The following is a 22,311-nucleotide window of genomic DNA, read 5'->3' as shown; positions in this document are numbered from 1 at the left end:
CTGTTTAGGGCTATTAAAGTGAAATGTCTAGTATGTGTGGATAATTAGATTCCGATGCGATTATTTTGTTGCTTTTGGATGCTGTTAGCGTTGGTAGAAACATTCGCTAATTGAGGACGTACGCCTTCTCCGCCAGAAATTGCTTTAACCTGGCCCCCTGAAACCTCAGCGGTCAATTGGGTTAAACTTTCATTGCCAGTTACTTTGTAGAAGCAAATCAATAAAGAAAAGGCTAATGAAATTACCATTATTACGTTCAGTACCTTTTGCATAGCTGTCTATTTGTATTGTTCTATTCTTTAGACGTTAGCAGTTATTGTTGGTTACATTATTTTTTGAGAAAAACTTAATATTTAATAAAATACCATAAAAGGTAACAATTTATTTACTGTATTTGGTGGTAATGTAACGCTTTGAGTACGTGTAAATACCACGTAGAAAATATTTTTTCTGAGGCAAAAGGGATATTTTACTGCTAAAAAAGCGGAATAGAATAGTATCAGCTATTTATTTTGCAGAGTCAGATTTTCAACCTGACTCTGCAAAAAAAGACGCTCTATTTTTTACCTAATTTGGTGTTGGCGTCAGCTTTGACACCTAGCAGCGCCTGCATCTGTTTAACCTGGGCGGCTAACTGGTTATACGCTGTTTCTCCTTCCGTAACTCTGGCCTGAAGCTTCGCTACGTCGGTATCCCGCTCTTTTTCTGTTTTCGCCAGTTTCGCCTGAAGGGTCTCTACTTCGGTGTTAAGTTCTTTAACAGCCTGAACCAGCGGCATAACAAATAATGTATAGCCTACCGTATAGTACTTACCGTTCTCTTCCTGCTTCACACCTTCAAAGTCATAACCCACAGCTTTGGCGGCAGCTTCAACATCCTGCGCTATAAATCCGCTGTGTATTCTTGGGTCTTCTTTAATATTGGTTAGTGGGTAGCCCACCAGCTTAGCTTCTTTAAATTTATTGACATTATAGGTAACCGGATTAAGTTTTGTAATGAAACTTAACCCCGGCACATTCTCTTTTACATTTTCCTTGATACGTCGGTCGGACAGGGCCGAGATGGTTTGTACAGCACACTGTAGCGATGTAACTCCAGTATTGCCCAACACAATAGTATTACTTTGATTCACCCGGGCCGTAGAGCCAAGGGCAGTAGAATTAAAAATTGTAAGGTTGCTGCCTGGCCCTGTATCGACCCCAACGAACGTATTGTGATTGCCTGTAAGAAGGTTCTGGCCTGCCAAATCGCCAAGGGCAGTATTTAATTGACCCGAAGTAAATTGGCGCAGAGACAGAGCACCTACGGATGTATTGCCTACATTGGGAGAGCCAGTCATACTTAATAAAGCGGAGGCACCAACAGCTGTATTGTCTTGGCCTACTGTATTTTCTGCCATCGCATCCTGACCAACAGCCACGTTAGAAAACCCCGTCGTATTTTTGGGAAGCGAGTTTCCGCCCAGGGCCACGTTTTCGGTACCCGTTGTGTTGAGTGCCAGTGCACCAGTACCAATTCCTGTATTGAAGTTGCCATTATTCTGACGAAGGGCTCCATTGCCAACCGCTGTATTGTGGAAACCAGTCGTTGTTTGTTCTAGTGTATAGGAACCAAACCCTACATTCGCTATACCTGTGCTATTGTACAAAGATCGGTTGCCAAACCCTGCGTTATTATTAGCGGTATTAATAACGCCAGCCTTGTCGTTGTTCACTCTGAAATTGAGTGGAGCATTATCCGTAGTGCCCAGAAAAGCGGTGCCTCCTGTTCCGGCATTACCGGTTAGTAACCAGCCGCTTCCACCGCCACCACCGCTAACCGCTCCACCGGGTGTCCAGACAGGGGCACCGGGCGTTCCTGTATTGACCTCAATCTGATTGGACGTTGAGTTAAAGACCAGCAGGCCTTTAGCCGGAGAGACAATCTGGCCCCTTTGTGTGGAGTTAACTACGGGAACTAATAAACCTCGGTAGGCACTGCCCGAAGCGTATGGACCCGATTCGACTTCCAGGCTGGCTGAGCCATCGAGTGTACCGGTAGGGGGGCCTATGCGGACCTGGCTATATGCACAGGTCGCACTCAGGGTTACCGAAAGCAACAGGTACTTTAGACGGTTGTTGAGCGTATTGGTTTTCATGATAAAGATTAGTTAAGTAATGAGCTCCCAAGTAACTAAAATTTAAGGTGTTTTGTATAATCCTGAAGGTAATATTGAGTAACTGAATAGGCTATGGATACTAAAAATAACGAGCTGGAAATTATAGCAACTTCCGCTTTATGCACTGTGCCGTGTCTGGAACGGAAAATTATAACATAGTCTGGCAGGTTATTAAGAACCTATGAATCAACTGATTTTCATAGTAGACTGAATCTGTAAAACTGTAGTATTATTGGCTTAATTTGGAGTTTCAAAAGGCAACGGCTTCATTACAAATAATCCATTTAGAATGCTTGGTAACTTGTTTGTTCGTGCCTCCCTCAATTGCCAGTGTATGCAGTCACACGAGCCTATACTTACCAATTCCTCGTCCATCCAGGGCAATTGCATAATGATGGGTAATCATGCCAGAGCTAAGACGTCATGTACTGGGTTAGACTCTTATTCGCTCATTTGCTACGGAATTGGTATCCTGATGTGGCTGCTCGTTCCATTTATGGCATCAGCCAATCCGGTTCTACAAAAAATAGAAAAAGCAACACCCGCCAATCGGGTTATTCTAATTCTGAATTATTTCGATACGTGTTCAGTCGTTACCCAAAATAAGGTTGCTGCATTTCAGCTTCTGGACGAAATCAATGCTATTAGCGAAAGGGTGGGAGACGGGCAGTTGCGTCGGTATAGCCAGTTCATAAAAGATACCTATGCCAAAAATAGCCCGCTTAGCAACGATCAGAAAGCAGCACTTTTTTTAGCGGTGGGACAGACAGCGGAACAGAACGATGATTTGCAGATTGCCGCTGTGTGTCAGCATTTTGCGGGAGAGTACTACTTCATCAATGAAGAGTACGGCAAAGCGTTCGAATACCTGCTGGCGGCTAATAGTCGCTTTCGGGCAATTGGTTATGCCAACATCCCCGAAATAAGCCGGTATCTCTATGACCTGGCGTTCAATTATTATCATTTCAATGAATACGCGAAATCCATCCATTTTCTGAATGAGGCCACTCGTTACCCGGTTTTCAGCGATAATCTGGCCATACAGACCCATAATACGATGGGCATGGCGTATGCCCGGATTGAGCAAATCGACAACGCCGTTAATTTGCGAAGGGCAGAGCTCTGCTTTAAAAAAACACAACAAGTCGCTGCTTCTGTCAGCGATTCAGTGTGGATTGGGATTGCCAACTCGAATCTGGGTGATGTTTATGTGCAACAGAATCGATTGACAGCCGCCCTAACCGCATTTCGGATCGATTACGAAATGGGAATAAAGTTTGGCAAGGACAGATCTCATCCTGGCGCAACGGCGGTAAAATTAGCCAGACTCTATCTGATGCGCCAGCAGTTCGATAGCTGTGCTTATTTTCTCCATGAATCAAAACGAATTGCCCTGTTTAAGGTGGTCAACACGGAGTTCGGGGGCGAGCTGAACAATGCGGTTTATCATAAAAATTATTATGATGTTAACCGGCAATACTATCAGGCTATTCATAATCTGCCACTTGCGTACGTCTATCTGGATAGCTTATTAACCATCAGTGAACGAATCAATAAACGCTACGATGTCAACCAATTGGCCTTAGCCAATAATAAGTTATTGGTTCAGAAACACCAGTCGGAGGTTGATAAGCTCAATGCCCAGAAAAATACGCAACAGTTCCTCTTCGGGATCACAGGGGTAGTGCTGGCTTTAGTCGCGCTGTTTTTCTTTGCCCTATACCGATTTGTTCGCACGAAACGTGAACAGGATCAGGTGATCAATGCGGAAAAAGAAAAGTCGATGCGACTGGCCAAACAGATCGTTGACGACGAGTTGCAGCGGGCCAAAGCCGACTTGACCCTTTTTATTGAGAATCTACAGGCCAAAGATGCCCTGATCGATACGTTGAACGCCGATCTGGAACGGCTGTCGCAAAACCGGGACGAAAGTGATGAACAGGATATGTTCGTTGAAGCGCAGCAAAGTTTACTCAACTCCAGCTTACTCACGAATGATGATTGGGAGGAATTTCAACGACGCTTCGAGCGCGTACATCCGACTTTTTTTGTGAAGTTAAAACACCATATTACCGACATTAGCCCCGCCGAAGAGCGGCTGTTAGCGCTCTCCAAACTCAATATGAATACCCGACAAATGAGCCGAATGCTGGGTATTTCAACCGATTCGATTCACAAAGCAACGTACCGCCTGCGTAAAAAATTAGGTACCGACGGCCATTCGATCCTGTCAAAACTCCTAAATTAACCAAAAATTAATATTGTAATAATCTAAAAATCAGCATATTATATTTTGTCCAGATTTTTGTCCAGACCCTAAAAATTGCGCTTGCTGGCTGGGAGACTAATTTACCCTCTCCTACAATTAACCAACCAGCACATGCTCAACACCACTACCCTCTTTTATAGTTACTCAATCAACGGGCGCCATCAACCGATAGTCAAACGATTACGTAGTATTGCTCGTCCAGACCGTCGCTGGCTTTTCGTACTGATTCTGCTATTGACCGGGCTGACGGCTCAGGCCCAAAAAACCTGGACGGGTGCGACCTCCGACTGGAACACAGCCACCAACTGGAGCCCGACGGGCGTACCCATCGCCACGGATGACGTAGTGATTCCGTCGGCGCCAGCGAACAAGCCTATTCTGAGCACAACGGCGGTGGCTTACTCGGTAGAAGTGCAGAGTGGGGCTTCGCTAACCATCACGGCGGCCGGTAGCCTGACCATCAATGGATCGAAAGAAGTGGGTGGCAATTTCGGCAGTGGTACGACGGCTTTCTACAATGCTGGTAGTGTCGATAACAGTGGGCAACTGATTATTGGCAGTACAGGTGACGTAGGGAGCTATGGCCTTTGGAATGCTGCTACGTTCACCAACCAGACGGGGGGGCAGATTTCGATTGACAGGAGTTCTCAAGCAGGATTAGTTAACGACGTTACCTTCGACAATTATGCTAGAATAGCCATCGGAGCTAATGCTGGTGTGGGCAATACTGGTCTTCTGATTGACAGTGGTACGTTCAACAACCAAATTGGTGGGGAGGTCACAATTGACAATGCGTCTTCCCGTGGGGTGTATGGCAACGGAGGTTCATTCTTCAACTATGCCAAGATTACCATTGAAATATATGATAACGTGGGCTCTATCGCGCTTCAGAGTAACGCTTTTCCCTTCAGCAACAGTGGCTGTTCGGCCATAATAGTGGCTAATGCTCCCATCGACTTAATGTTCTCTTTTTCCAACTCGGGTACCATCATTGAAAGTGCTAGTGGCAACAGCGGAATCGGCAACAACACAGGCATTGTTCAGAATCTCAACGGCGGTACGTTTAGCGTCGAGTCGGGTAATCCAGCCATCACGACTCCCGGTAACATCTGGAAAGGTTGCACCAGCACCGACTGGAACACGGCCTCTAACTGGTCGAAGGGAGCCGTGCCCACGGCCACTGATAATGTAGTGATTCCATCAGGTCCGACTAACCAGCCAGTTCTGAGCACAACGGCGGTGGGCTATACAGTAGAGGTGCAGAGCGGGGCCTCACTCACAATTACTGCTGCAGGCAGCCTGACCCTCAATGGCGCCAGATACGTATACAATAATTCTGTTACGACGGTTTTTTATAATGATGGACTTGTCGACAACAATGGCCAGTTGATTATCGGTAGTAAGCCCTTGGTGGGTGGGTTTAATGATTTTCGGCATTATGGGCTTTGGAATAACGCTCTATTCAAGAACCATACGGGCGGGGAAATCATGATTGATCGAACCTATTACGGAGGGTTGGAGAATAACGGCGGTACCTTCACCAATGAGGCCAGGTTGATCATCGGGGCTAATGCTTTAGCTGGTTCTTATGGCATTAAAAATGACGCTACATTCGACAACAAAACGAGCGGGGATATTTTAATTGATAAGGCTGGTCAACTAGTGAACAACTCTGGCACCTTCACCAATTATGCCAGAATCACCTTGGGGGCCGCCAGTGGCGGAGAACAATTGAGCATTGCCAATTATGAGGGTACGGTCAACAATAGTGGCTGTTCGGCGCTCATTAATATAGTGGCTAATGCCTATATCCGCAATATGGCCAACTTTACCAACTCGGGTACCATCATCGAAAATGCCAGTGGTAATAGCAGTATTTCCACCAACACGGGCATTGTTCAGAATCTCAACGGCGGTACGTTTAATGTCGGGTCGGGGCCTAATGCGGCTATCACGACTACCGGTAAGCTTTGGCTGGGTTGCACCAGCACCGATTGGAACACGGCCTCCAACTGGTTGAACGGAACACTACCCACGGCCATCGATAACGTAGTGATTCCGGCCAGCCTAGCCAATAAACCCATTCTGAGCACAACGGCGGTAGTCAACTCGGTGGAGGTAATAAGCGGAGCCTCCCTGACTATTACGGCGGCAGGAAGTTTGACCCTCAATGGCTCGAAGGCACCGCAGGGTAATACCACAACAGCGGCTTTCCACAATGCTGGTCATGTCGACAACAGCGGGCGGATGATCATCAGCAGTACAGCCACTGGGCGTAACTTTGGTCTGGATAATATCGGTATGTTCACCAACCATGTGGGTGGGGAGATTACGATTGATCGAAGCACGTTAATTGGTTTGTTTAACCGAGAAGGTAGCACGCTCACCAATTATGCCAGGATCACCATTGGGGCCATCGCTGCCGTGGGAAATTATTCCATTTCCAACTTTGGTCTGTTCAACAACAGTGGTTGTTCGGCTCTACTCAATGTAGCGCCCAACATCTTCATAGAGAATGGAATATTTTCCAACTCGGGCACTATCATCGAAAATTTCGGTATCTACAGCCAAATCAGCAACAACACCGGTATTGTCCAGAATCTTAACGGTGGTACGTTTGATGTCGGTTCGGGCCCTAATCAGCCGCTGAGTCTGAGCGTTACCAATGCAACTACATGTAGCCCGACTAACGGGGCAATTACCATCAGTGGCGTACACGCCAGTACGACCTACACCATTAGCTATACCGTCAACGGCGTTAGTGCTACCGTAAGCCCCAATCCCTCCAGCGATGCCAGTGGTCAACTGACTGTTTCCTATTTGACACCGGGTAACTACGCGCTAACCCTGGGCGGTAGTTGTGTGCCACTACCTCTATCGCTGTCGGCGAGTTTAAGCGGCCCTGTTAGCCCAACCGCCAGTCTCTCACCATCTAGTGCTACGTTGACCTGCGCCAGTCCCAGCGTTACGTTAACGGCCGGGGGTGGTACGTCCTATACATTGACCGGCGGTTCGGGTACCCAGACCAATACGACCGGCCAGTTTGTGGTCAGTCAGCCTGCTACGTACACTGTTACGTTAACGAATGCCGGCGGATGTACTGCTACGGCCAGTACGGTTGTTAGTCAGGATATAACTCCGCCAACGGTGAGCATCAATCCAGGTTCGGCAACAATTACCTGCGCCAGTCCAACGGTGAGCTTATCGGCGGTTGGAGTTGGTACGTATCGCTGGAGTACCGGAGCAACCACAGCTAGCATCAGCGTAACTGCCGGTAATACGTATTCGGTGACGCTGACCGGAGCTAATGGCTGTACAGCGGTGGCAAGTCGTCAGGTGAGTCAGGATACTGCTCCGCCTGCTGCTAGCATAAACCCCAGCACCGGAACGCCGACCGGTACTACGTTGACCTGTTCCAGTCCGTTGGCGAGTCTGAGTGCGGTGGGAGTTGGTACATATCGGTGGAGTACGGGTGCCACTACGGCGAGTATTTCAGTGAGTTTAGCCACTACGTATTCCCTGACCGTAACGGGAGTCAACGGTTGCTCAGCCACCGCCACAATCACTGTTAGTCAGGATCAGACTCCACCCTCTGTTGCCATTTCACCAGCCAGTGCTACGTTGTCCTGTAATAACCCGGTAGCCAGTTTGTCGGCGGTGGGAGTTGGTACGTATCGCTGGAGCAGTGGGGCCACTACGTCCAGTATTTCAGTGAGTCTGGCCAATACGTATTCGGTTACGTTAACCGGAGCCAATGGTTGTACTGTTACGGCGAGCGCTACCGTAACTTACCAGAACTGTGCCCCCACCGTAGCAAATGCCATTTCGCCTAAATCCGCTACGGTAGGTAACGCCTTCAGCTACACCATTCCAGCCACTACGTTCACCGATGCTGAAACGCCCAATAGCCTCACCTTATCGGTGGCAGGGCTGCCCGCTGGCCTGAGTTTCGTTTCGCCCAACACCATCACGGGCGTGCCCTCTACTACATTGGGTACCCCCTTCAACGTAACGGTAACCGCTACCGACCCCGGCGGCTTGTCAGTGGCTACCAGCTTTGGGCTGAATGTACAATCTCGCGGCTTTGCTGTCACCGGAGTGACCATGCTGGACTGTAATCATATCGGCTATTTTGAACGACGGATCAATTTTACGGTCAGCTTTGAAGGTACTAATGGTCAGCCCATCAGTCTGTCGGTGGTCAATGAGGTGCCGGGTATCACCATCTATGAGCCTTACCAGTTGAACCTGTTCACCGACAATCCGGTGATTGTGCTGAAGGCTTGTCAGCAAGGCACACCGGGTGAGGCTAGTTTTAGCTATAACTGGTTGGCTAACTGTGCTAATGGCAGTCCCAGGGTAGCCAATCCGATTCCTCCCCAGTCGGCCACCGTGGGACAGGTGTTCAGTTACACCATCCCGGCCACTACGTTCACCGATGCTGAAACGCCCAATAGTCTCACCTTATCGGTGGTGGGCTTGCCAGCAGGACTAAGTTTTGTTGCACCTAACAGAATTATGGGTACGGTTTCGGCGTCTGCCAGTTCTTTTTATAGCGTAACGGTGACCGCCAGTGATGCAGGTGGCAGTTCGGTGTCGACCATCTGGCCGATGAGTGTGGTGGGATCGGGCGGCTGTGTGAGTATGTACAGTGTGAAGGCAGGCGATTGGAGTGATGGCAGTGTGTGGTCGTGCGGGCGGGTACCGGTGAGCAGTGACGTAGTGACGTTGAATCACGGGGTAAACTTGCCCGCGAGCTATCAGGGGCAGGCATTGCGGGTGATGTATACACCAACAGGCAGACTGATTTTGGGAATGGGGAGCAAACTGAAACTGGGTAGTTATTAACCTGCCTTTTATCAATGATCAAGCAAGCACAACTAGGAAGCAACTGCTGGTTCCTCTAACACCACAGGTCGCCGTTTACCTTTCTCAATAATCCAGTAAGTGAGTGCCTACCAATGCCAAAAAAGAAGGACTGGTTACATGAATTGGTAACCAGTCCTCTTTGGTAGCCCTAACTGTCGAAAACTCGAACAAACTAGTGGAAGGGTTGACGAAAATCTATGAGCTAAAAGCGGTCATTGAGCCTGTACTCAGTCTATAATTACGGGTAGGAAGTCTGGTAGATTTATTGCTCAAGAAAGATTTATAATAAGCATATCCATACAAGTAAGCTCCTACAAATTACTTCCGTACTTAATTGCCAACACCAATCAAAAAGCGTTTGGCAACTGAAAAACCAGGTGCCCGCACCTGCATAATGTACATTCCTCCTGAGAAAAGTGTAAGATCAATTGATTTACGTTCGTTAAATACCGGTACGCTAAACTTGGCGATTTCCTGACCGGAAAGTGTATAAATGTGAATGGTCGCGTCAGTCAGGTTTGCCAGCGTTTCGATTGAGATCATTTTCGTAGGACTCGGGTTTGGATAAATGCTTAGTCCTTGATTAGTATCATCAACGATAAAGTTCAAATCGGTAGATACTTTGGAGAAACAGGTTAACGTAGGACTATATTCTATAAAAGATTGCGCTGAATATGAACCTGATCTACTGGTTTTGATAGTTGCGGTCTGGGACGCGAGAATATCGGTGTTAAGATACCAGCGGTAATAATCGCCTGTTAGTGAGCCCATAGCTTCTAGTGTATACGTACCCGTCTGCTTCAGTAGGGGAATACTTGGCAAGGCCTTCACATCAACTGTCAGCGCTACGGATGGAGGAGAATCGCACCCGTTGGCATCTTTTACACGGGCCGTATAGCTTCCAGATTGTCGCACTGTAATGGTCCTCGTTGTGTCTCCCGTTGTCCAGATGGGCTTTAATAAACTGGCTGCCGTCAAAATGACCTGGTCTCCATCGCAAAAAACGGTACGTCCACTGGCCGTGAGCGTAGGCGATTGCGGTAGGGGATTCACCAGTACCTGAACGGAGGCCGAAGAAGCCGAAACACAACTGAAACTGTTCAGGGTGCGTAAGGCATAATTACCCGTTTGGCTGACCGAAATCGCACGTGAGGTTTGCCCATTTGTCCATTGGTATAGTTGATCTTCGCTGGCTGTCAACGTGAGCTGTTGGTCGGCGCAAAACGTCGTGCTGCGACTGGCTGTAATACTTGGCGTTGGTGGTAACGGATTGACGACCACAACAACCCCCGATGAGCGGGGCGATGTACATCCATTCTGGTCGGTTACCGCTACGGTGTAAGTCCCTCCAGTCTGCACCGTAATACTACGGGATGTTTGCCCTGAACTCCAGTTATAAGCTGCATTATCGCTTGTACTCAGGGTCGTAGCTCCTCCCTGGCAAAAGGTGGTAGAATTGGCTGCCGTGATGGCTGGTATAGCTGGCAACGGATTGACTCGTACAGTTACCGGCGCTGAAACGAACGAGCATCCACTCACATCCTGATAACGTACTGAATAATCGCCCGCTGTCGTCAGCGTAATTTCCTGACTGGTTGCATTAGTTGTCCAGGCAATATTATTATCGTAGGAGGCCTTCAATTTAACACTGCCTCCGGCACAGAAGGTAGTCGAGCTGGGAGCTTGTATGGTTGGCGCATCGGATATTCGCACAACGGAGGAAAACAATATATTTCCGGTAGCATCTTTTACTTTAGCCCGATACGTACCGGCTCCTTTTACAATCGTCTGGGCAGTCTCACCGGAACTCCAGCTTACCGACGAAAACGACCCATTTACAGCAATAGACAATTGATTGGCAGCCGAGCAGGTAACGGATACCGTCGGGGCTGGAACAGGTGGCTGGGGCTGTGCCATACTGAAGAAACTATCGCTCAGGCTGTTATTCCAGGCTGTAGCAACTTCTCCCAAACCAACGACATCGAAATGGACATCATCAGCATTCGTCCGGGGTGGACGCAGACGGGGAATCTGGATCGCATCGGTAGCAGGACCCGCATATACATTCGATCCGACAGCTATCACCTGATTCTGAGCCGTTATGAGCTCTGGTCGAGGACCAAACATATCGCCTGAATAAGATGATCGCGATACGACCCAGGCAATATTTTTCCCTGAATCCTGGCGGCTCCGATTGATGACAAACTGTAAATCGTTAAAATAGCTGGTTGCTGTTGATTGCGCAAAAATCTCGGCTTCTCCCTGTTCCCAAAGCACCGCTCGCACGCCCAGCATATGGGTATAAAACTGCAAGGCAATCCGTAAATTGGCGTAGGGCTGGCCATCCTTGTAGAATGCATCGGCTATATAAACGCTCTTTGCGCGTCCCGTTTCGATACTTTGCCGCCAATTCTGCATTGCTGTACCTTCATAGCCGGCATTGAAAAACAAAATGGGTACGTTTAAGCGTTGTGCTAACAAATCGCCTAAACGTCCCCAGCACCAGGTACCCATTCCACGCGGAGCCACTCTGGCCCCCTGATCCATATGAGAGAACTGATTCAATACGTTGACGGATGGCTCATTAGCTGATTCGGTTGCATCGAAGTAATTGATGCTATTTACCCGATCATCAGTTGCGCTACCCATTTCATCGTATATCCCCTGCGCATTCGACTGACCCGCCACGATAAATACCTCACCAACGCCAACGCGCTCAACGACCGTGGAACCTATAACCTGATCGTCTTTCATGCCCCGTACTTCCAGATTGTACCAGCCCCCCCGAACAGTTAAATCCCCAGCGTAATTTCCGCCCGATGGATTACTCTGAATCGTTACCCAGTCGGATGAAGTTCCCTGGCCATTGCGTGCCTGAACACGGGCTTCTATCCGGCTTACAGGCAGGGTAAAATAACCATTGATTCGAATCTTCGATTCATTGCTATTCGATCGCTGAAAAACGGCCCGACTTACGGGAAAGGTCACTTGAATTTGGGAAAGAGCCAGTAATGGAAAAAAACATAAAATGACTAAATAATGGATACAAATTCGTTTCATGAACTCTCTAAAATTATTTCAGTTGTCAATCGGACGACAAATCCAGTTAAGTACAGAGATCTGCTTCTACGACTATAAATGGTTGGTTGCGCTAAGAAAATTGGCGATACACCTGTAACCGTATTCAGGTCCTTCCTGACCTCAATCAGCAGGGGTATTACCTTTAGCCTGTAAGCAACCTAATTGAAGTCGAAAACAACGGGTTGATAAGCAAGCTGTAGGAATTAGCAATGGACGCCAAAATTTTGGCCTATGTGGTGATGCAAGCTTGTTCATTACCAAGATTTTACAGCGATCCTCTGATAGCTTTAACTATTACTGTTGATTACTCCGGCCCTCAGGTTGGGAATTGTGGTTTAGGGGTTGAAAACACCATGTCTCAGGATTACCAATGGGAAAAATACTGCTTTTTAAAATACAGTTAACCACAAAGGTACTGCTTCTTAACTTGACTTTAACTTTATGCAGCCCAGGCTAAAGTCAGGTTTATAATCATAAATCTTTGCTGATGAGAGAAGATCAGAAAACCAATGTGCCCCATTTTGGCAATCTATAACTGGTTATATCCCTCCTGAAGAGAAACTGGTACTACTTATTTTGAGGGCAAAAAGAAAGACTGGCCACAAAAATGTGTAGACAGCCATCCTTAGCGACCCTAACTGGTAAAACACAAACAAACTGGTGGAAGGATTAAAGAGAATCTATGCACTAAAAGCAGTGATAGAGCCTACGTAGTGAATCCAGGCGGCTACGGGAGTATGTTTACCCCAAAGGCGGGCGATTGGAGTGATGGCAGTGTGTGGTCGTGTGGACGGGTACCGGTGAGCAGTGACGTAGTGACGTTGAATCACGGGGTAAACTTGCCCGCGAGCTATCAGGGGCAGGCATTGCGGGTGATGTATACACCAACAGGCAGACTGATTTTGGGAATGGGGAGCAAACTGAAACTGGGTAGTTATTAACCTGCCTTTTATCAATGATCAAGCAAGCGCAAAGAAACAGGAAGCAATCGCTCCACCTCTTAACACCACAGGTCGCCGTTTACCTTTCTCAATAATCCAGTAAGTGAGTGCCTACCAATGCCAAAAAAGAAGGACTGGTTACATGAATTGGTAACCAGTCCTCTTTGGTAGGAAGTAGCGGGCTCGAACCGCTGACCTCTGCTCTGTCAAAGCAGCGCTCTGAACCAACTGAGCTAACCTCCTTTATTGATGTATGATGTAGGATATATGGTGTATTTAGAGGTAGAATATATACATCATATACCCTACATCATATTTCATATATCGCTCGCAAACTTACGAAACTTCCTCTGTTTCCAAACGGGTGTGATAGATTTTTTGCGAAGGAATGCGCCAAAGCAGCAGAAAGCCAAGCACAAAAAATACCAGTAAAGCCAGCACCGAATTCCGCATACTGCCCGTTATCTGCTCGATGAGTCCGTAGACCAACGTACCAAAAACAATCGACGTTTTTTCTGTTACGTCGTAAAAGCTGAAATACGAAGCCGTTTCGGTTGTGGCGGGAATGAGTTTTGAGTACGTAGAGCGCGAGAGCGACTGAATCCCCCCCATAACTAGTCCAACTACAGATGCCAGAATAAAAAACTGCATCTCAGTCTGAACGTAGTACGCACAGGCACAAACACCTATCCAGATGAAAACGGCCGTCATGAGGGCATACGTATTGCCGATACGTTCCGACAGGCGTGAAAAGCCATAAGCACCTGGAATGGCTACCAATTGTATCAATAAAATAGTGATAATCAGGCTTTGACCGGGTAACTTCAACTCATCACTTCCGAATATGGTTGCTACGTACATCACGGTTTGAACGGCCATGTTATACACGAAGAACGAAACCAGAAATCGTTTCGCTAGTGGGCGCTCCTGCAATTTGGCCCAAACGTTACGAAGTTCTTTAAACCCATTCAGAAGGTAGTTTCCTGTTTTTCCGGCTCCCTTTTTGGTGCCGTCGGGCAGTCGGTTGAAGGGTATCTGTGCAAAGCCAATCCACCAGAGTCCAACTGTCAGGAAGGCGAGCCGTGAAGCCATACTTTCGGAGATATTGCCGAACCACTCGCGTTTTAAAATTACCACTAGATTTAAAATCATCAGCAGAACGCTGCCCAGGTAACCCATCGAGAAACCGCGCGCACTCACTCGGTCGTACTGGTCTTCAGTGGCAATATCGGGAAGGTAGGAATTATAGAATACGATACTGCCGCTCCAGCCAATCAGGCTGAGCCAGAAGCAGATGACAGCAAACGTAGTGGTTTCCTGCACAAAAAAATACAGCAAACTGCAACTCACAGCACCTGTATAGCAGAACACTTTCATGAACGCCTTCTTACGTCCACTGTAGTCAGCAACGGCGGTACAGATGGGCGACAACAGGGCAGTAAACAGAAAAGCGAATGAAATCGTGTACGAAAACAGAACGGAGTTTTTGATGGAAATGCCCAGAAAATTGATGATGGGTCCACCAGCTTCATTTAAGGCAGTAGCCGAGAAATAAACCGGAAAGATACTCGATACAATGACGAGCGAATGAACCGAATTGGCCCAGTCGTAAAAAGTCCAGGCAGTCAAGATACGGGGGATATTTTTCATTCTTAAAGCGTGAAAGAGCGAAAGCGTGAATGAGTGGTTGCGCAAGATACATCACTCTTTCACTCATTCACGCTTTCGCTCTTTATAATGACGGGTCGAATTCCAGATTGATGTCGGCATCTTTTCCATCGACGGGCGCCCGCTGACGCAGAACGAGCTTATTGCGCGTGAGTTGAATAATCGGAAAAATTCCTTTAAAACCCTGTACGTCTACGTCAATAGACTGATTATCAGTAGTTAATTTCCACGAGCCGCCATTCACAACCGTACCACTTTGTTTGGGGTCAAGCGCGCGAACCGTACCGTTATTCCGAAACTGCATATCCAGATCATAAATGACCTGTGTAGTGAGATTCAGCCGATTTCGGTTTATTTCCTGATTTGCTACGTCAGATACCCGCTTCATGCGCCAGTTGTTCGCTACCAGCAGTTCGGTTTGTGAATTGGTAGTACCGCCAGGCGTAGTGCCATCATCTTTTTTACAACCAGCCAGGGTTAGAGCGAAAATTGCAAGCGCAAACAGCAATCGGAACGTATTCATAACGAATTGATTTAGACGGTTTAATCAACCGAAGGGGCAGATTTATTCGTAACGTGCGTTTTCTACTAAACGATTTACACCCCTAAAATTCTGTACTTTTGGCGAAACTTCAAGCCATGCGTCTTTCTTTCGGCTTTTTTACTACGTATCTGCTCGGTTTTTGGCTGGCGATTTGCCCGATGACGATGGCCCAGCAACAATGCGCCGACCGGCTTACGTTTACGCCCGTTAGTCAGCCGAATCAGATTGAGTGGAACAAATTTCCTGACTTCACCCTACCGTTTCCAGTCATTTATGGAGGCCCCCGTTTTACGGATACGCAAGCCAGCCCGTTACGTCACGGATTCAGTCATTTAACGGATGTACAGCCTAACGAATATGGCTCGCTGGTAAAACCGACCCAACGGGCTGTTGTCTATTATGGCTTTGCTACGGGATTAAATCAGCCCTGGGAAACCATTGAAAGCCCCTGGGGGAATGATTTGACGGTCTATCGTGCTAAATGGGATAAATTTTTATCAGAACTTTCTGGCGGCCAGAAGAATGCAAATGGTCAGTACGTAATGCCGGTTGGTCGATTTGCACTGGATATCGAGCGATTTCTGGAAACGGATACGCGTATTCTCCGGCTCAAACAGGATAGTCGCGTTCCTGCTACGTATCGGAATTTGACGGATGCTGATTTTATAGCAGCTTATAAAAAAGCCATGCGCAACCTCTACGCCGATGGGATGCGCTACGTTCGTCAACGAGCCGACCTGACTGGCGTAAGTGTTAGCAGTTATGCTGATACGCCCGTGCTCAATACGTATCTGAACGTACCAACCTTTACCTGGGAGAACTGGAAAACCAACCTGAGCCTGACCAACTACATGGTGCAGGACTCAACCGGACGTAGCATTGGCGGACCGTATTACGACCAGCTCGATGCCCTTTCGCCTTCGTCCTATTTTTATTACGACTACCCAAATCCACTGGCGCAGGACTATCTGGCTTATCTTCTTTTTCAGGTTGAGGTAAACCGGGCGTGGAGCAACAAGCCAGTGGTGCCCTGGGTTTGGTTGCGCTATCATGACAGTTCGAGTAGTTATCCGAATTTCATTCAGCCGTTTATGGCCGAAGCCACGGCTATTTTCCCGTTTTTTTCGGGGGCTGCGGGCCTATGGCTCTGGGAAAATCCGACGCTCACGCCCACTCGTACCGATACGTATGCCGCTTACGAACATTTCACGCACGGCCTTTATCGCCTGTCACGCTTTGCGGATATGTTCCAGGGGACGTACGAACTGGTCATTGAAACACCCGCCCGTGATCTCATGGACAAGCAGTTACCAGTGTGGCGCGGTGTTGCAAAGGGCAATCAAATTCTGATTGCTGCACAGAATCCGTACGCAGCCGACGCGCAGAAAACCACGCTGACGGTACGTTATAAATCGTGGCAACGTAGCATTGAGTTGACGGGGCGGGAAGTATATCTGTGTCGTTTCGATATGGGGACCGTCACCGCGAATGAGCCTCTGTTGTCGATCGTATCGGTATTTCCAAACCCAGCCCAAACTGAACTGAACGTATCGTTAGGGAAAGTGCCCACTGTACCTACCGAACTTGTTTTACTAAACACAACCGGTCAAATCGTCGTTAAAAAGATAGTTAAGAGCGTTCAGGAACAGGTAAACGTAGCACATTTACCTGCCGGAATGTATCTGCTACGTATCCAGAACGAAACCGGAAGTCAGACGAAGAAAATAAGTATTAAATGAGGCATGTTACGCAGAGATGCGCGGAGCAACACAGAGATTCATAGAAGTTTTATTTTTCTCTGTGAGTCACTGTGTTGCTCCGCGCATCTCTGCGTAACAACCTCTCTTCAAGTATGCCCAATCAACTGCAATACGAAACCAGCCCTTATTTGCTTCAGCACGCTAACAACCCTGTTGACTGGTATGCGTGGGGCGAGGAAGCATTAAATCGGGCTATCGATGAAGATAAGCCGATTCTGGTAAGTATAGGCTATTCGGCCTGCCACTGGTGCCACGTCATGGAACATGAATCGTTCGAAAAAGACGACGTAGCACAGGTGATGAACACGCATTTTGTGTGCATTAAAGTGGACCGGGAAGAACGCCCGGATGTCGACGCGATCTATATGGATGCTGTGCAGGCGATGGGCGTGCAGGGAGGCTGGCCGCTCAACGTATTTCTGATGCCCAATGCCAAACCGTTTTATGGCGTTACGTATCTCCCCAAACGAAACTGGGTCAATTTGCTCGACAGTATCCGAAACGCGTTTGACGAACATCGTGAAGATCTGGCGAATTCCGCAGAGGGATTTGCAACGGAACTGAACCTCAGCGATTCGGAACGCTACGGTCTCACTCAAAATAATCCATTATTTGTGCCTGATGTGCTCGACGGTTTGTATCGTAAGGTTGCTGTAAAAACGGATAGCGAGAAAGGTGGTATGCACCGGTCGCCGAAGTTTCCGATGCCGAGTGTCTGGCGGTTTCTGCTACGTTACCACGCAGTGATGGGGGAAGAGTCTGCTACGTCGGAGCGGGCGTTTCACCAAGTAAAACTGACACTGGATAGAATGGCGCTGGGCGGAATTTATGACCAGCTCGGCGGTGGCTTTGCCCGATATTCGACCGATGTAGACTGGTTTGCCCCGCATTTTGAGAAAATGCTATATGACAATGGGCAGTTATTGACACTGTACGCAGAAGCGTATAGTTTAACGAAAAGCCCGCTTTATAAACACGTCGTTTATCAGACAATTGGCTTTGCACAGCGTGAATTGCTCAGCCCAGAAGGTGGATTTTACTCGGCGCTGGATGCTGACAGCGAGGGGGTTGAAGGGAAATTCTATACGTTCACAACACCAGAACTACGCGAAATTTTGGGCGATGACTTCGACTGGTTTGCTAATCTGTATCATATATCCGAAGAAGGAAACTGGGAACACAGTCGTAACATTCTTCACCGAACAGAAACCGATGAAGCGTTTGCCGAACGTATCGGCTGGTCGATGGATGAGCTGAATGTACGACTCGATGCTACACACCTACGACTGCTACGTGTACGTAATGAACGCATCCGTCCGGGGCTGGATGATAAAATTCTTTGCTCCTGGAATGGGCTGATGCTGAAAGGTTTGGTAACGGCTTATCGTGCTTTTAACGAACCAGAGTTTTTGACCCTGGCGCTACGTCTGGCGTTTTTTCTGGTGAAAAAAATGCGCGATAGCCGTAATGGTCGACTGTGGCATATGTATAAGTTGGGACGGGCGCGGCAGGCGGGTTTTCTGGAAGATTATGCCGCTGTTATCGACGGACTTGTAGCACTTTATCAGGCGACATTCACCGAAAGCTGGCTCACCGAAGCCGACCAGTTGACGCAGTACGTTCTGGCTAATTTCTCCGATACTCGTGATGGTAATGGTGATACTGACCCGATGTTTTTCTTCACCGATAAAAACGGCGAAGAACTTATAGCCCGGCGTAAAGAACTGTTTGACAACGTAATACCGTCCTCAAATTCGATGATGGCCGAAAATCTCTACACGTTGAGTTTGTTGCTGGAGCGACCATCTTACGCCGAGCGGGCCGATCAGATGCTGGGTCGAATTCAACCATTGGTTCAGCAAAATGCCGATTACCTGACCAACTGGGCCGCTCAATTTGCGCTACGTGTCCGCCCAACTGCCGAAATCGCGATAGCAGGTCCAGAAGCCGACCAATTCCGAGCCGAATTAGACGCCGATTATTACCCCAACAAAGTCCTCTGTGGAACTACCGACAAAAGCGATTTTCCGCTTCTTCAACAACGCGGGCCTATTAATGGACAAACAGCGATCTATGTATGCTATAACCGCGCATGCCAACTGCCGGTAACAAGCGTAGAGGAGACCTGGAAGTTGCTGAGAAATGTAAAGCACTCCTAATGAAATTAAGATACTAGTTTTTTGATATAAAGGCCTTTAGCTCGTTAACGCTAGTGTTAAACGTAAAGCTATCAAAGACTTTATAAATGTTCTCCCGGTCCACTATCTGCTGATATACCTTTTTAGCGGCCTCCAGACGCTTTTTATCAAAATCAAATAGCTTTAGTAATTCAGCCAGTTGAGCTGAGGCAATCGACTGATTCGTAAGTAGGGTATTGAATAACTCATACTTGTCGTTATCGAAAGTTTGTTTACTTATGGCTTCCCGAATTCGATCAAAAGCTTGGGCGGTCATTGCCATTGATAAGTTATCATAACGACCCGGCTGTTGGGGAAAACCTTGCGAACTGCTCCTCGATTGGCCGCCATTCCAGAGCTGATCATCGACAGAAATAGGGGAAGAACCTAAAATGCGAAGCCCTTGTCGAGCACTAAACTCAGCCATTATGCGACTATCTGCATGCAGATCTACCCAGCCCTGATAAACGGCTATATTGTTTTGCGCAATAGTTATGCGCGCCTGTCCGGCTGGTAATTCGAAAAACCGGTATCGGTGTGTCGAAAGGGTTAAACTTTGCTCCCCGATGGTAACTGTATAACGACCAATATCCGCAATTCGTAAAAAAAACAGGCTTTCTGCCCAAGACTGCTTAGTAATCAATAAACAACCAATTGTCAATAGTACGTAACGTATTGATTTCATCGTCACCGTGGTTCGTGTTTTGAAACTTCCAGGTTTACTATTCATGTAGCTTTTGTTTAGTATTCTTTACAAACATCGTAGCAAAGTAGCGCTACGTCTGTTCGTTCATGCTTCGCCCCCGGTATATATGCAGTAAGCGCTTGAGTTCCGCCTGGTCAATGTTATAATCGTCAATCGACAAATTTTCCTGTTTGTGGGGAGGGTATTCATAATACAAGTATTTCCGGTAATTACTGAGTTTACCCTCCTGGTAAACGTTTTCATGAGATATATCACGCCAGGCGTTGAATTGGGCGGATACCGTCCATATTCCTTTAGCATTGAGAATAATCTGTGCTCTCTGGTTGGCTACTCGTTTCAAACTTAAATAAATGAGGAACCCACCTGCTGCCAGAAATATGGCGCTCAATAAATAATCTTTTTGCATCAAAATGATAATTCCACTGAACAGAAAAACTGCGCTAGCGACTAGTTTAAACAGGTTTTTCCCTTTTGAATAGTAAATCTTTGTTTCTGCTGGAATCATCAGGTCGTCGGTGAAACCTTCCATATTGCTTAATCGGTGTTTACCAGGCAATACCCGTTTAGATCAGCTCATATGGGATTATTCCTGCATGAAGACGGCTTGAGAAGCCTATTTTTCTTCTCCACACAAGTTAAAATAGATACGTTTAAGAGCGACCAAAGTTTTGAGTAACCGGTTCTCCAGAGCATTCTGCACTATCAATTAGTCATTCATCCTCTCCCCAGGCGGTAAGAATCAGGGTTCGGCGGCCGCCGTGATTGCGGTGTTCACCTAAATAAATGCCTTGCCACGTGCCTAAGTTGAGTTGCCCGTTTGTAATTGGAATACTGACCGAATGCCCCAGCATAGCCGCTTTCAAATGGGCAGGCATATCGTCAGAACCTTCGTAATCATGTTGATAGTAGGGCGCATTTTCCGGTACCGTTTTGTTGAAAAATCGCTCAAAATCACCTCGCACGGTGGGATCGGCGTTTTCATTGATGGTTAAACTAGCCGACGTATGCTGAATAAATACGTGTAATACCCCCACACGAATAGTAGATAATTCCAGAAATTCACGTTCAACAAGGTGGGTGATGAGATGAAAACCTCGTGTATAAGCAGGTAATTGCAGCGTGTGTTGGTAAACAGGCATTGACGATGAATGTAAATAGAAGTTAATGGCGTTAGTGTGTAACTATTTTGAGTACATTGAGTTGTGATTCTGGTTATTTTTGGCTCGTAAAGCCGATAGATGCTGATCAACTCAACGGGGGTGGCTAATGAAAATCGTTTACGTTCTGCTACTTGCTTTTCTAGCTAGCTGGCCAGTCAAAGCCAGCGAACTAGCTGATACCCTGCGCACTACGTCGAAACCAGCGATACGTCATGCGTTTGCCGAATATGATGAAGAAATTTTGTATTACGGTAAACGTAATGATTATTATTCCGTTCGGATTTATAAGAAAGATGGTACGTTGTTTCGGCTGGATTCATACTCATTATTGCCAAAAACGCTGCCCAATGGATTGTCGCTCGACAGCCTGAGTCGCATTATTCACCACGGCCCAACCAAAATTATGTATCCCTCGGGTCAGCTTTATTTGAGTTGCGAGTATAAGCAAAATCTGCTGCATGGGCCGTTTATGGTTTTCTACGAAGATGGTTCCATAAAACGTCGGGAGTTCTACCGGAGTGGGCGCTTGACTAAAAGCCAGTGCTTTACAACCGAAGGCGTTCAGCAAAAGTGCGAACCCTATTATCAGGCAGCTAAATTTTTAGGTAAACCCCAGGATCTTCAGACCTATCTGAAAAAACAATTGGGGACTGTGCTCGATGGCGATCGGGTTCGAAACCTGACAGCTACCTTGACTATCAATGAGATTGGGCAGATAATTCGCGTGAATGTGGATGTGCGGGCGTTCTCGTTAGCTCCCCAACAGGTAACAGCCATTCAGGCCTACATGCAGCAAACCATTCGAAACATGCCCGAATGGACACCCGAAAAATTGAACTGGCAGCCCGCTGTTAACGACGGCCGGCCCATTGCATCGACCTGTGTATTATCCGTGTTTCGGTTTCAGGGCGATATGCAGTTTCGCCTTAGCTATCAGATGTAGATGTAGCTCAAAAGTATTGCTGACGCCAAGGGCTG

15 protein-coding genes and 1 tRNA gene are annotated in these 22,311 nt (G+C 47.4%); 7 read left to right on the top strand and 9 right to left on the bottom strand.

Annotation, left to right across the window (positions count from 1 at the left end):
* Positions 1 to 44: 44 nt before the first annotated feature.
* A complete protein-coding gene (locus IC229_RS21275) occupies positions 45 to 272 on the bottom strand; it encodes a hypothetical protein (RefSeq protein ID WP_190889039.1) in 228 nt (75 codons plus the stop codon).
* Positions 273 to 556: 284 nt separating this feature from the next.
* Entirely contained in the window at positions 557 to 2,137 is a 1,581-nt protein-coding gene (locus IC229_RS21270; protein WP_190889038.1) for a tail fiber domain-containing protein, read from the bottom strand.
* A 355-nt stretch (positions 2,138 to 2,492) separates the two neighbouring features.
* On the opposite strand from IC229_RS21270, the gene IC229_RS21265 reads away from it, so the two are divergent.
* Both IC229_RS21265 and IC229_RS21260 read left to right on the top strand, forming a co-directional pair.
* Positions 2,493 to 4,406 (top strand): helix-turn-helix transcriptional regulator, encoded by a 1,914-nt coding sequence (locus IC229_RS21265; protein ID WP_190889037.1) that lies wholly within the window; start codon positions 2,493 to 2,495, stop codon positions 4,404 to 4,406.
* A 132-nt stretch (positions 4,407 to 4,538) separates the two neighbouring features.
* Positions 4,539 to 9,275, top strand: coding sequence for a beta strand repeat-containing protein (locus tag IC229_RS21260; RefSeq protein WP_190889036.1), 4,737 nt, complete (start codon positions 4,539 to 4,541; stop codon positions 9,273 to 9,275).
* A gap of 351 nt (positions 9,276 to 9,626) precedes the next feature.
* Here the strand turns inward: IC229_RS21260 and IC229_RS21255 are convergent, their stop codons facing one another.
* Complete coding sequence (locus IC229_RS21255; RefSeq protein WP_317171607.1) at positions 9,627 to 12,284, bottom strand: T9SS type A sorting domain-containing protein; 2,658 nt, start codon at positions 12,282 to 12,284, stop codon at positions 9,627 to 9,629.
* Positions 12,285 to 12,586: 302 nt separating this feature from the next.
* Here IC229_RS21255 and IC229_RS21250 point away from each other — a divergent pair, with 302 nt between their 5' ends.
* Positions 12,587 to 12,781: a hypothetical protein gene (locus IC229_RS21250; RefSeq protein WP_190889034.1), complete on the top strand. Its 195-nt coding sequence runs from the start codon at positions 12,587 to 12,589 to the stop codon at positions 12,779 to 12,781.
* Between the two features lie 333 nt (positions 12,782 to 13,114).
* A complete protein-coding gene (locus tag IC229_RS21245; RefSeq protein ID WP_190889033.1) occupies positions 13,115 to 13,318 on the top strand; it encodes a hypothetical protein in 204 nt (67 codons plus the stop codon).
* Positions 13,319 to 13,483: 165 nt separating this feature from the next.
* On the opposite strand, the gene IC229_RS21240 is transcribed toward IC229_RS21245, so the two are convergent.
* The 3 genes from IC229_RS21240 to IC229_RS21230 all read right to left on the bottom strand — a co-directional run bounded on the left by IC229_RS21240 (position 13,484) and on the right by IC229_RS21230 (position 15,509).
* Positions 13,484 to 13,561, bottom strand: a tRNA-Val gene (locus IC229_RS21240).
* Positions 13,562 to 13,654: 93 nt separating this feature from the next.
* Positions 13,655 to 14,968 (bottom strand): MFS transporter, encoded by a 1,314-nt coding sequence (locus IC229_RS21235; protein WP_190889032.1) that lies wholly within the window; start codon positions 14,966 to 14,968, stop codon positions 13,655 to 13,657.
* Positions 14,969 to 15,050: 82 nt separating this feature from the next.
* Positions 15,051 to 15,509 (bottom strand): hypothetical protein, encoded by a 459-nt coding sequence (locus IC229_RS21230; protein WP_190889031.1) that lies wholly within the window; start codon positions 15,507 to 15,509, stop codon positions 15,051 to 15,053.
* A 116-nt stretch (positions 15,510 to 15,625) separates the two neighbouring features.
* On the opposite strand from IC229_RS21230, the gene IC229_RS21225 reads away from it, so the two are divergent.
* Both IC229_RS21225 and IC229_RS21220 read left to right on the top strand, forming a co-directional pair.
* Positions 15,626 to 17,269 carry a T9SS type A sorting domain-containing protein gene (locus IC229_RS21225; protein WP_190889030.1) on the top strand — a complete coding sequence of 548 codons (1,644 nt, stop codon included), beginning with the start codon at positions 15,626 to 15,628 and terminating at the stop codon, positions 17,267 to 17,269.
* A 113-nt stretch (positions 17,270 to 17,382) separates the two neighbouring features.
* Entirely contained in the window at positions 17,383 to 19,449 is a 2,067-nt protein-coding gene (locus tag IC229_RS21220; protein WP_190889029.1) for a thioredoxin domain-containing protein, read from the top strand.
* A 13-nt stretch (positions 19,450 to 19,462) separates the two neighbouring features.
* Here the strand turns inward: IC229_RS21220 and IC229_RS21215 are convergent, their stop codons facing one another.
* The 3 genes from IC229_RS21215 to IC229_RS21205 all read right to left on the bottom strand — a co-directional run bounded on the left by IC229_RS21215 (position 19,463) and on the right by IC229_RS21205 (position 21,312).
* Positions 19,463 to 20,197: a DUF4476 domain-containing protein gene (locus IC229_RS21215; RefSeq protein ID WP_190889028.1), complete on the bottom strand. Its 735-nt coding sequence runs from the start codon at positions 20,195 to 20,197 to the stop codon at positions 19,463 to 19,465.
* Between the two features lie 46 nt (positions 20,198 to 20,243).
* The gene (locus tag IC229_RS21210) at positions 20,244 to 20,702 is read right to left on the bottom strand and encodes a hypothetical protein (protein WP_190889027.1); all 459 of its coding nucleotides are present in this window, start codon (positions 20,700 to 20,702) and stop codon (positions 20,244 to 20,246) included.
* A 181-nt stretch (positions 20,703 to 20,883) separates the two neighbouring features.
* A complete protein-coding gene (locus tag IC229_RS21205; protein ID WP_190889026.1) occupies positions 20,884 to 21,312 on the bottom strand; it encodes a secondary thiamine-phosphate synthase enzyme YjbQ in 429 nt (142 codons plus the stop codon).
* A gap of 127 nt (positions 21,313 to 21,439) precedes the next feature.
* On the opposite strand from IC229_RS21205, the gene IC229_RS21200 reads away from it, so the two are divergent.
* Positions 21,440 to 22,276, top strand: coding sequence for a toxin-antitoxin system YwqK family antitoxin (locus IC229_RS21200; RefSeq protein WP_190889025.1), 837 nt, complete (start codon positions 21,440 to 21,442; stop codon positions 22,274 to 22,276).
* Positions 22,277 to 22,311 lie beyond the last annotated feature (35 nt).

The sequence above is a fragment of the Spirosoma profusum genome (genome assembly GCF_014699005.1).
GTDB classification, from domain to species: domain Bacteria; phylum Bacteroidota; class Bacteroidia; order Cytophagales; family Spirosomataceae; genus Spirosoma; species Spirosoma profusum.
This window is presented reverse-complemented; position numbering and strand designations above follow the sequence as displayed.

Excerpts from the sequence above, each read along its gene's own strand:
- IC229_RS21275 (WP_190889039.1), bottom strand. The coding sequence starts at position 272 with ATGCAAAAGGTACTGAACGTAATAATGGTAATTTCATTAGCCTTTTCT.
- IC229_RS21270 (WP_190889038.1), bottom strand. The coding sequence starts at position 2,137 with ATGAAAACCAATACGCTCAACAACCGTCTAAAGTACCTGTTGCTTTCG.
- IC229_RS21265 (WP_190889037.1), top strand. The coding sequence starts at position 2,493 with ATGCAGTCACACGAGCCTATACTTACCAATTCCTCGTCCATCCAGGGC.
- IC229_RS21260 (WP_190889036.1), top strand. The coding sequence starts at position 4,539 with ATGCTCAACACCACTACCCTCTTTTATAGTTACTCAATCAACGGGCGC.
- IC229_RS21250 (WP_190889034.1), top strand. The coding sequence starts at position 12,587 with ATGGACGCCAAAATTTTGGCCTATGTGGTGATGCAAGCTTGTTCATTA.
- IC229_RS21245 (WP_190889033.1), top strand. The coding sequence starts at position 13,115 with ATGTTTACCCCAAAGGCGGGCGATTGGAGTGATGGCAGTGTGTGGTCG.
- IC229_RS21235 (WP_190889032.1), bottom strand. The coding sequence starts at position 14,968 with ATGAAAAATATCCCCCGTATCTTGACTGCCTGGACTTTTTACGACTGG.
- IC229_RS21230 (WP_190889031.1), bottom strand. The coding sequence starts at position 15,509 with ATGAATACGTTCCGATTGCTGTTTGCGCTTGCAATTTTCGCTCTAACC.
- IC229_RS21225 (WP_190889030.1), top strand. The coding sequence starts at position 15,626 with ATGCGTCTTTCTTTCGGCTTTTTTACTACGTATCTGCTCGGTTTTTGG.
- IC229_RS21220 (WP_190889029.1), top strand. The coding sequence starts at position 17,383 with ATGCCCAATCAACTGCAATACGAAACCAGCCCTTATTTGCTTCAGCAC.
- IC229_RS21215 (WP_190889028.1), bottom strand. The coding sequence starts at position 20,197 with ATGAATAGTAAACCTGGAAGTTTCAAAACACGAACCACGGTGACGATG.
- IC229_RS21210 (WP_190889027.1), bottom strand. The coding sequence starts at position 20,702 with ATGGAAGGTTTCACCGACGACCTGATGATTCCAGCAGAAACAAAGATT.
- IC229_RS21205 (WP_190889026.1), bottom strand. The coding sequence starts at position 21,312 with ATGCCTGTTTACCAACACACGCTGCAATTACCTGCTTATACACGAGGT.
- IC229_RS21200 (WP_190889025.1), top strand. The coding sequence starts at position 21,440 with ATGAAAATCGTTTACGTTCTGCTACTTGCTTTTCTAGCTAGCTGGCCA.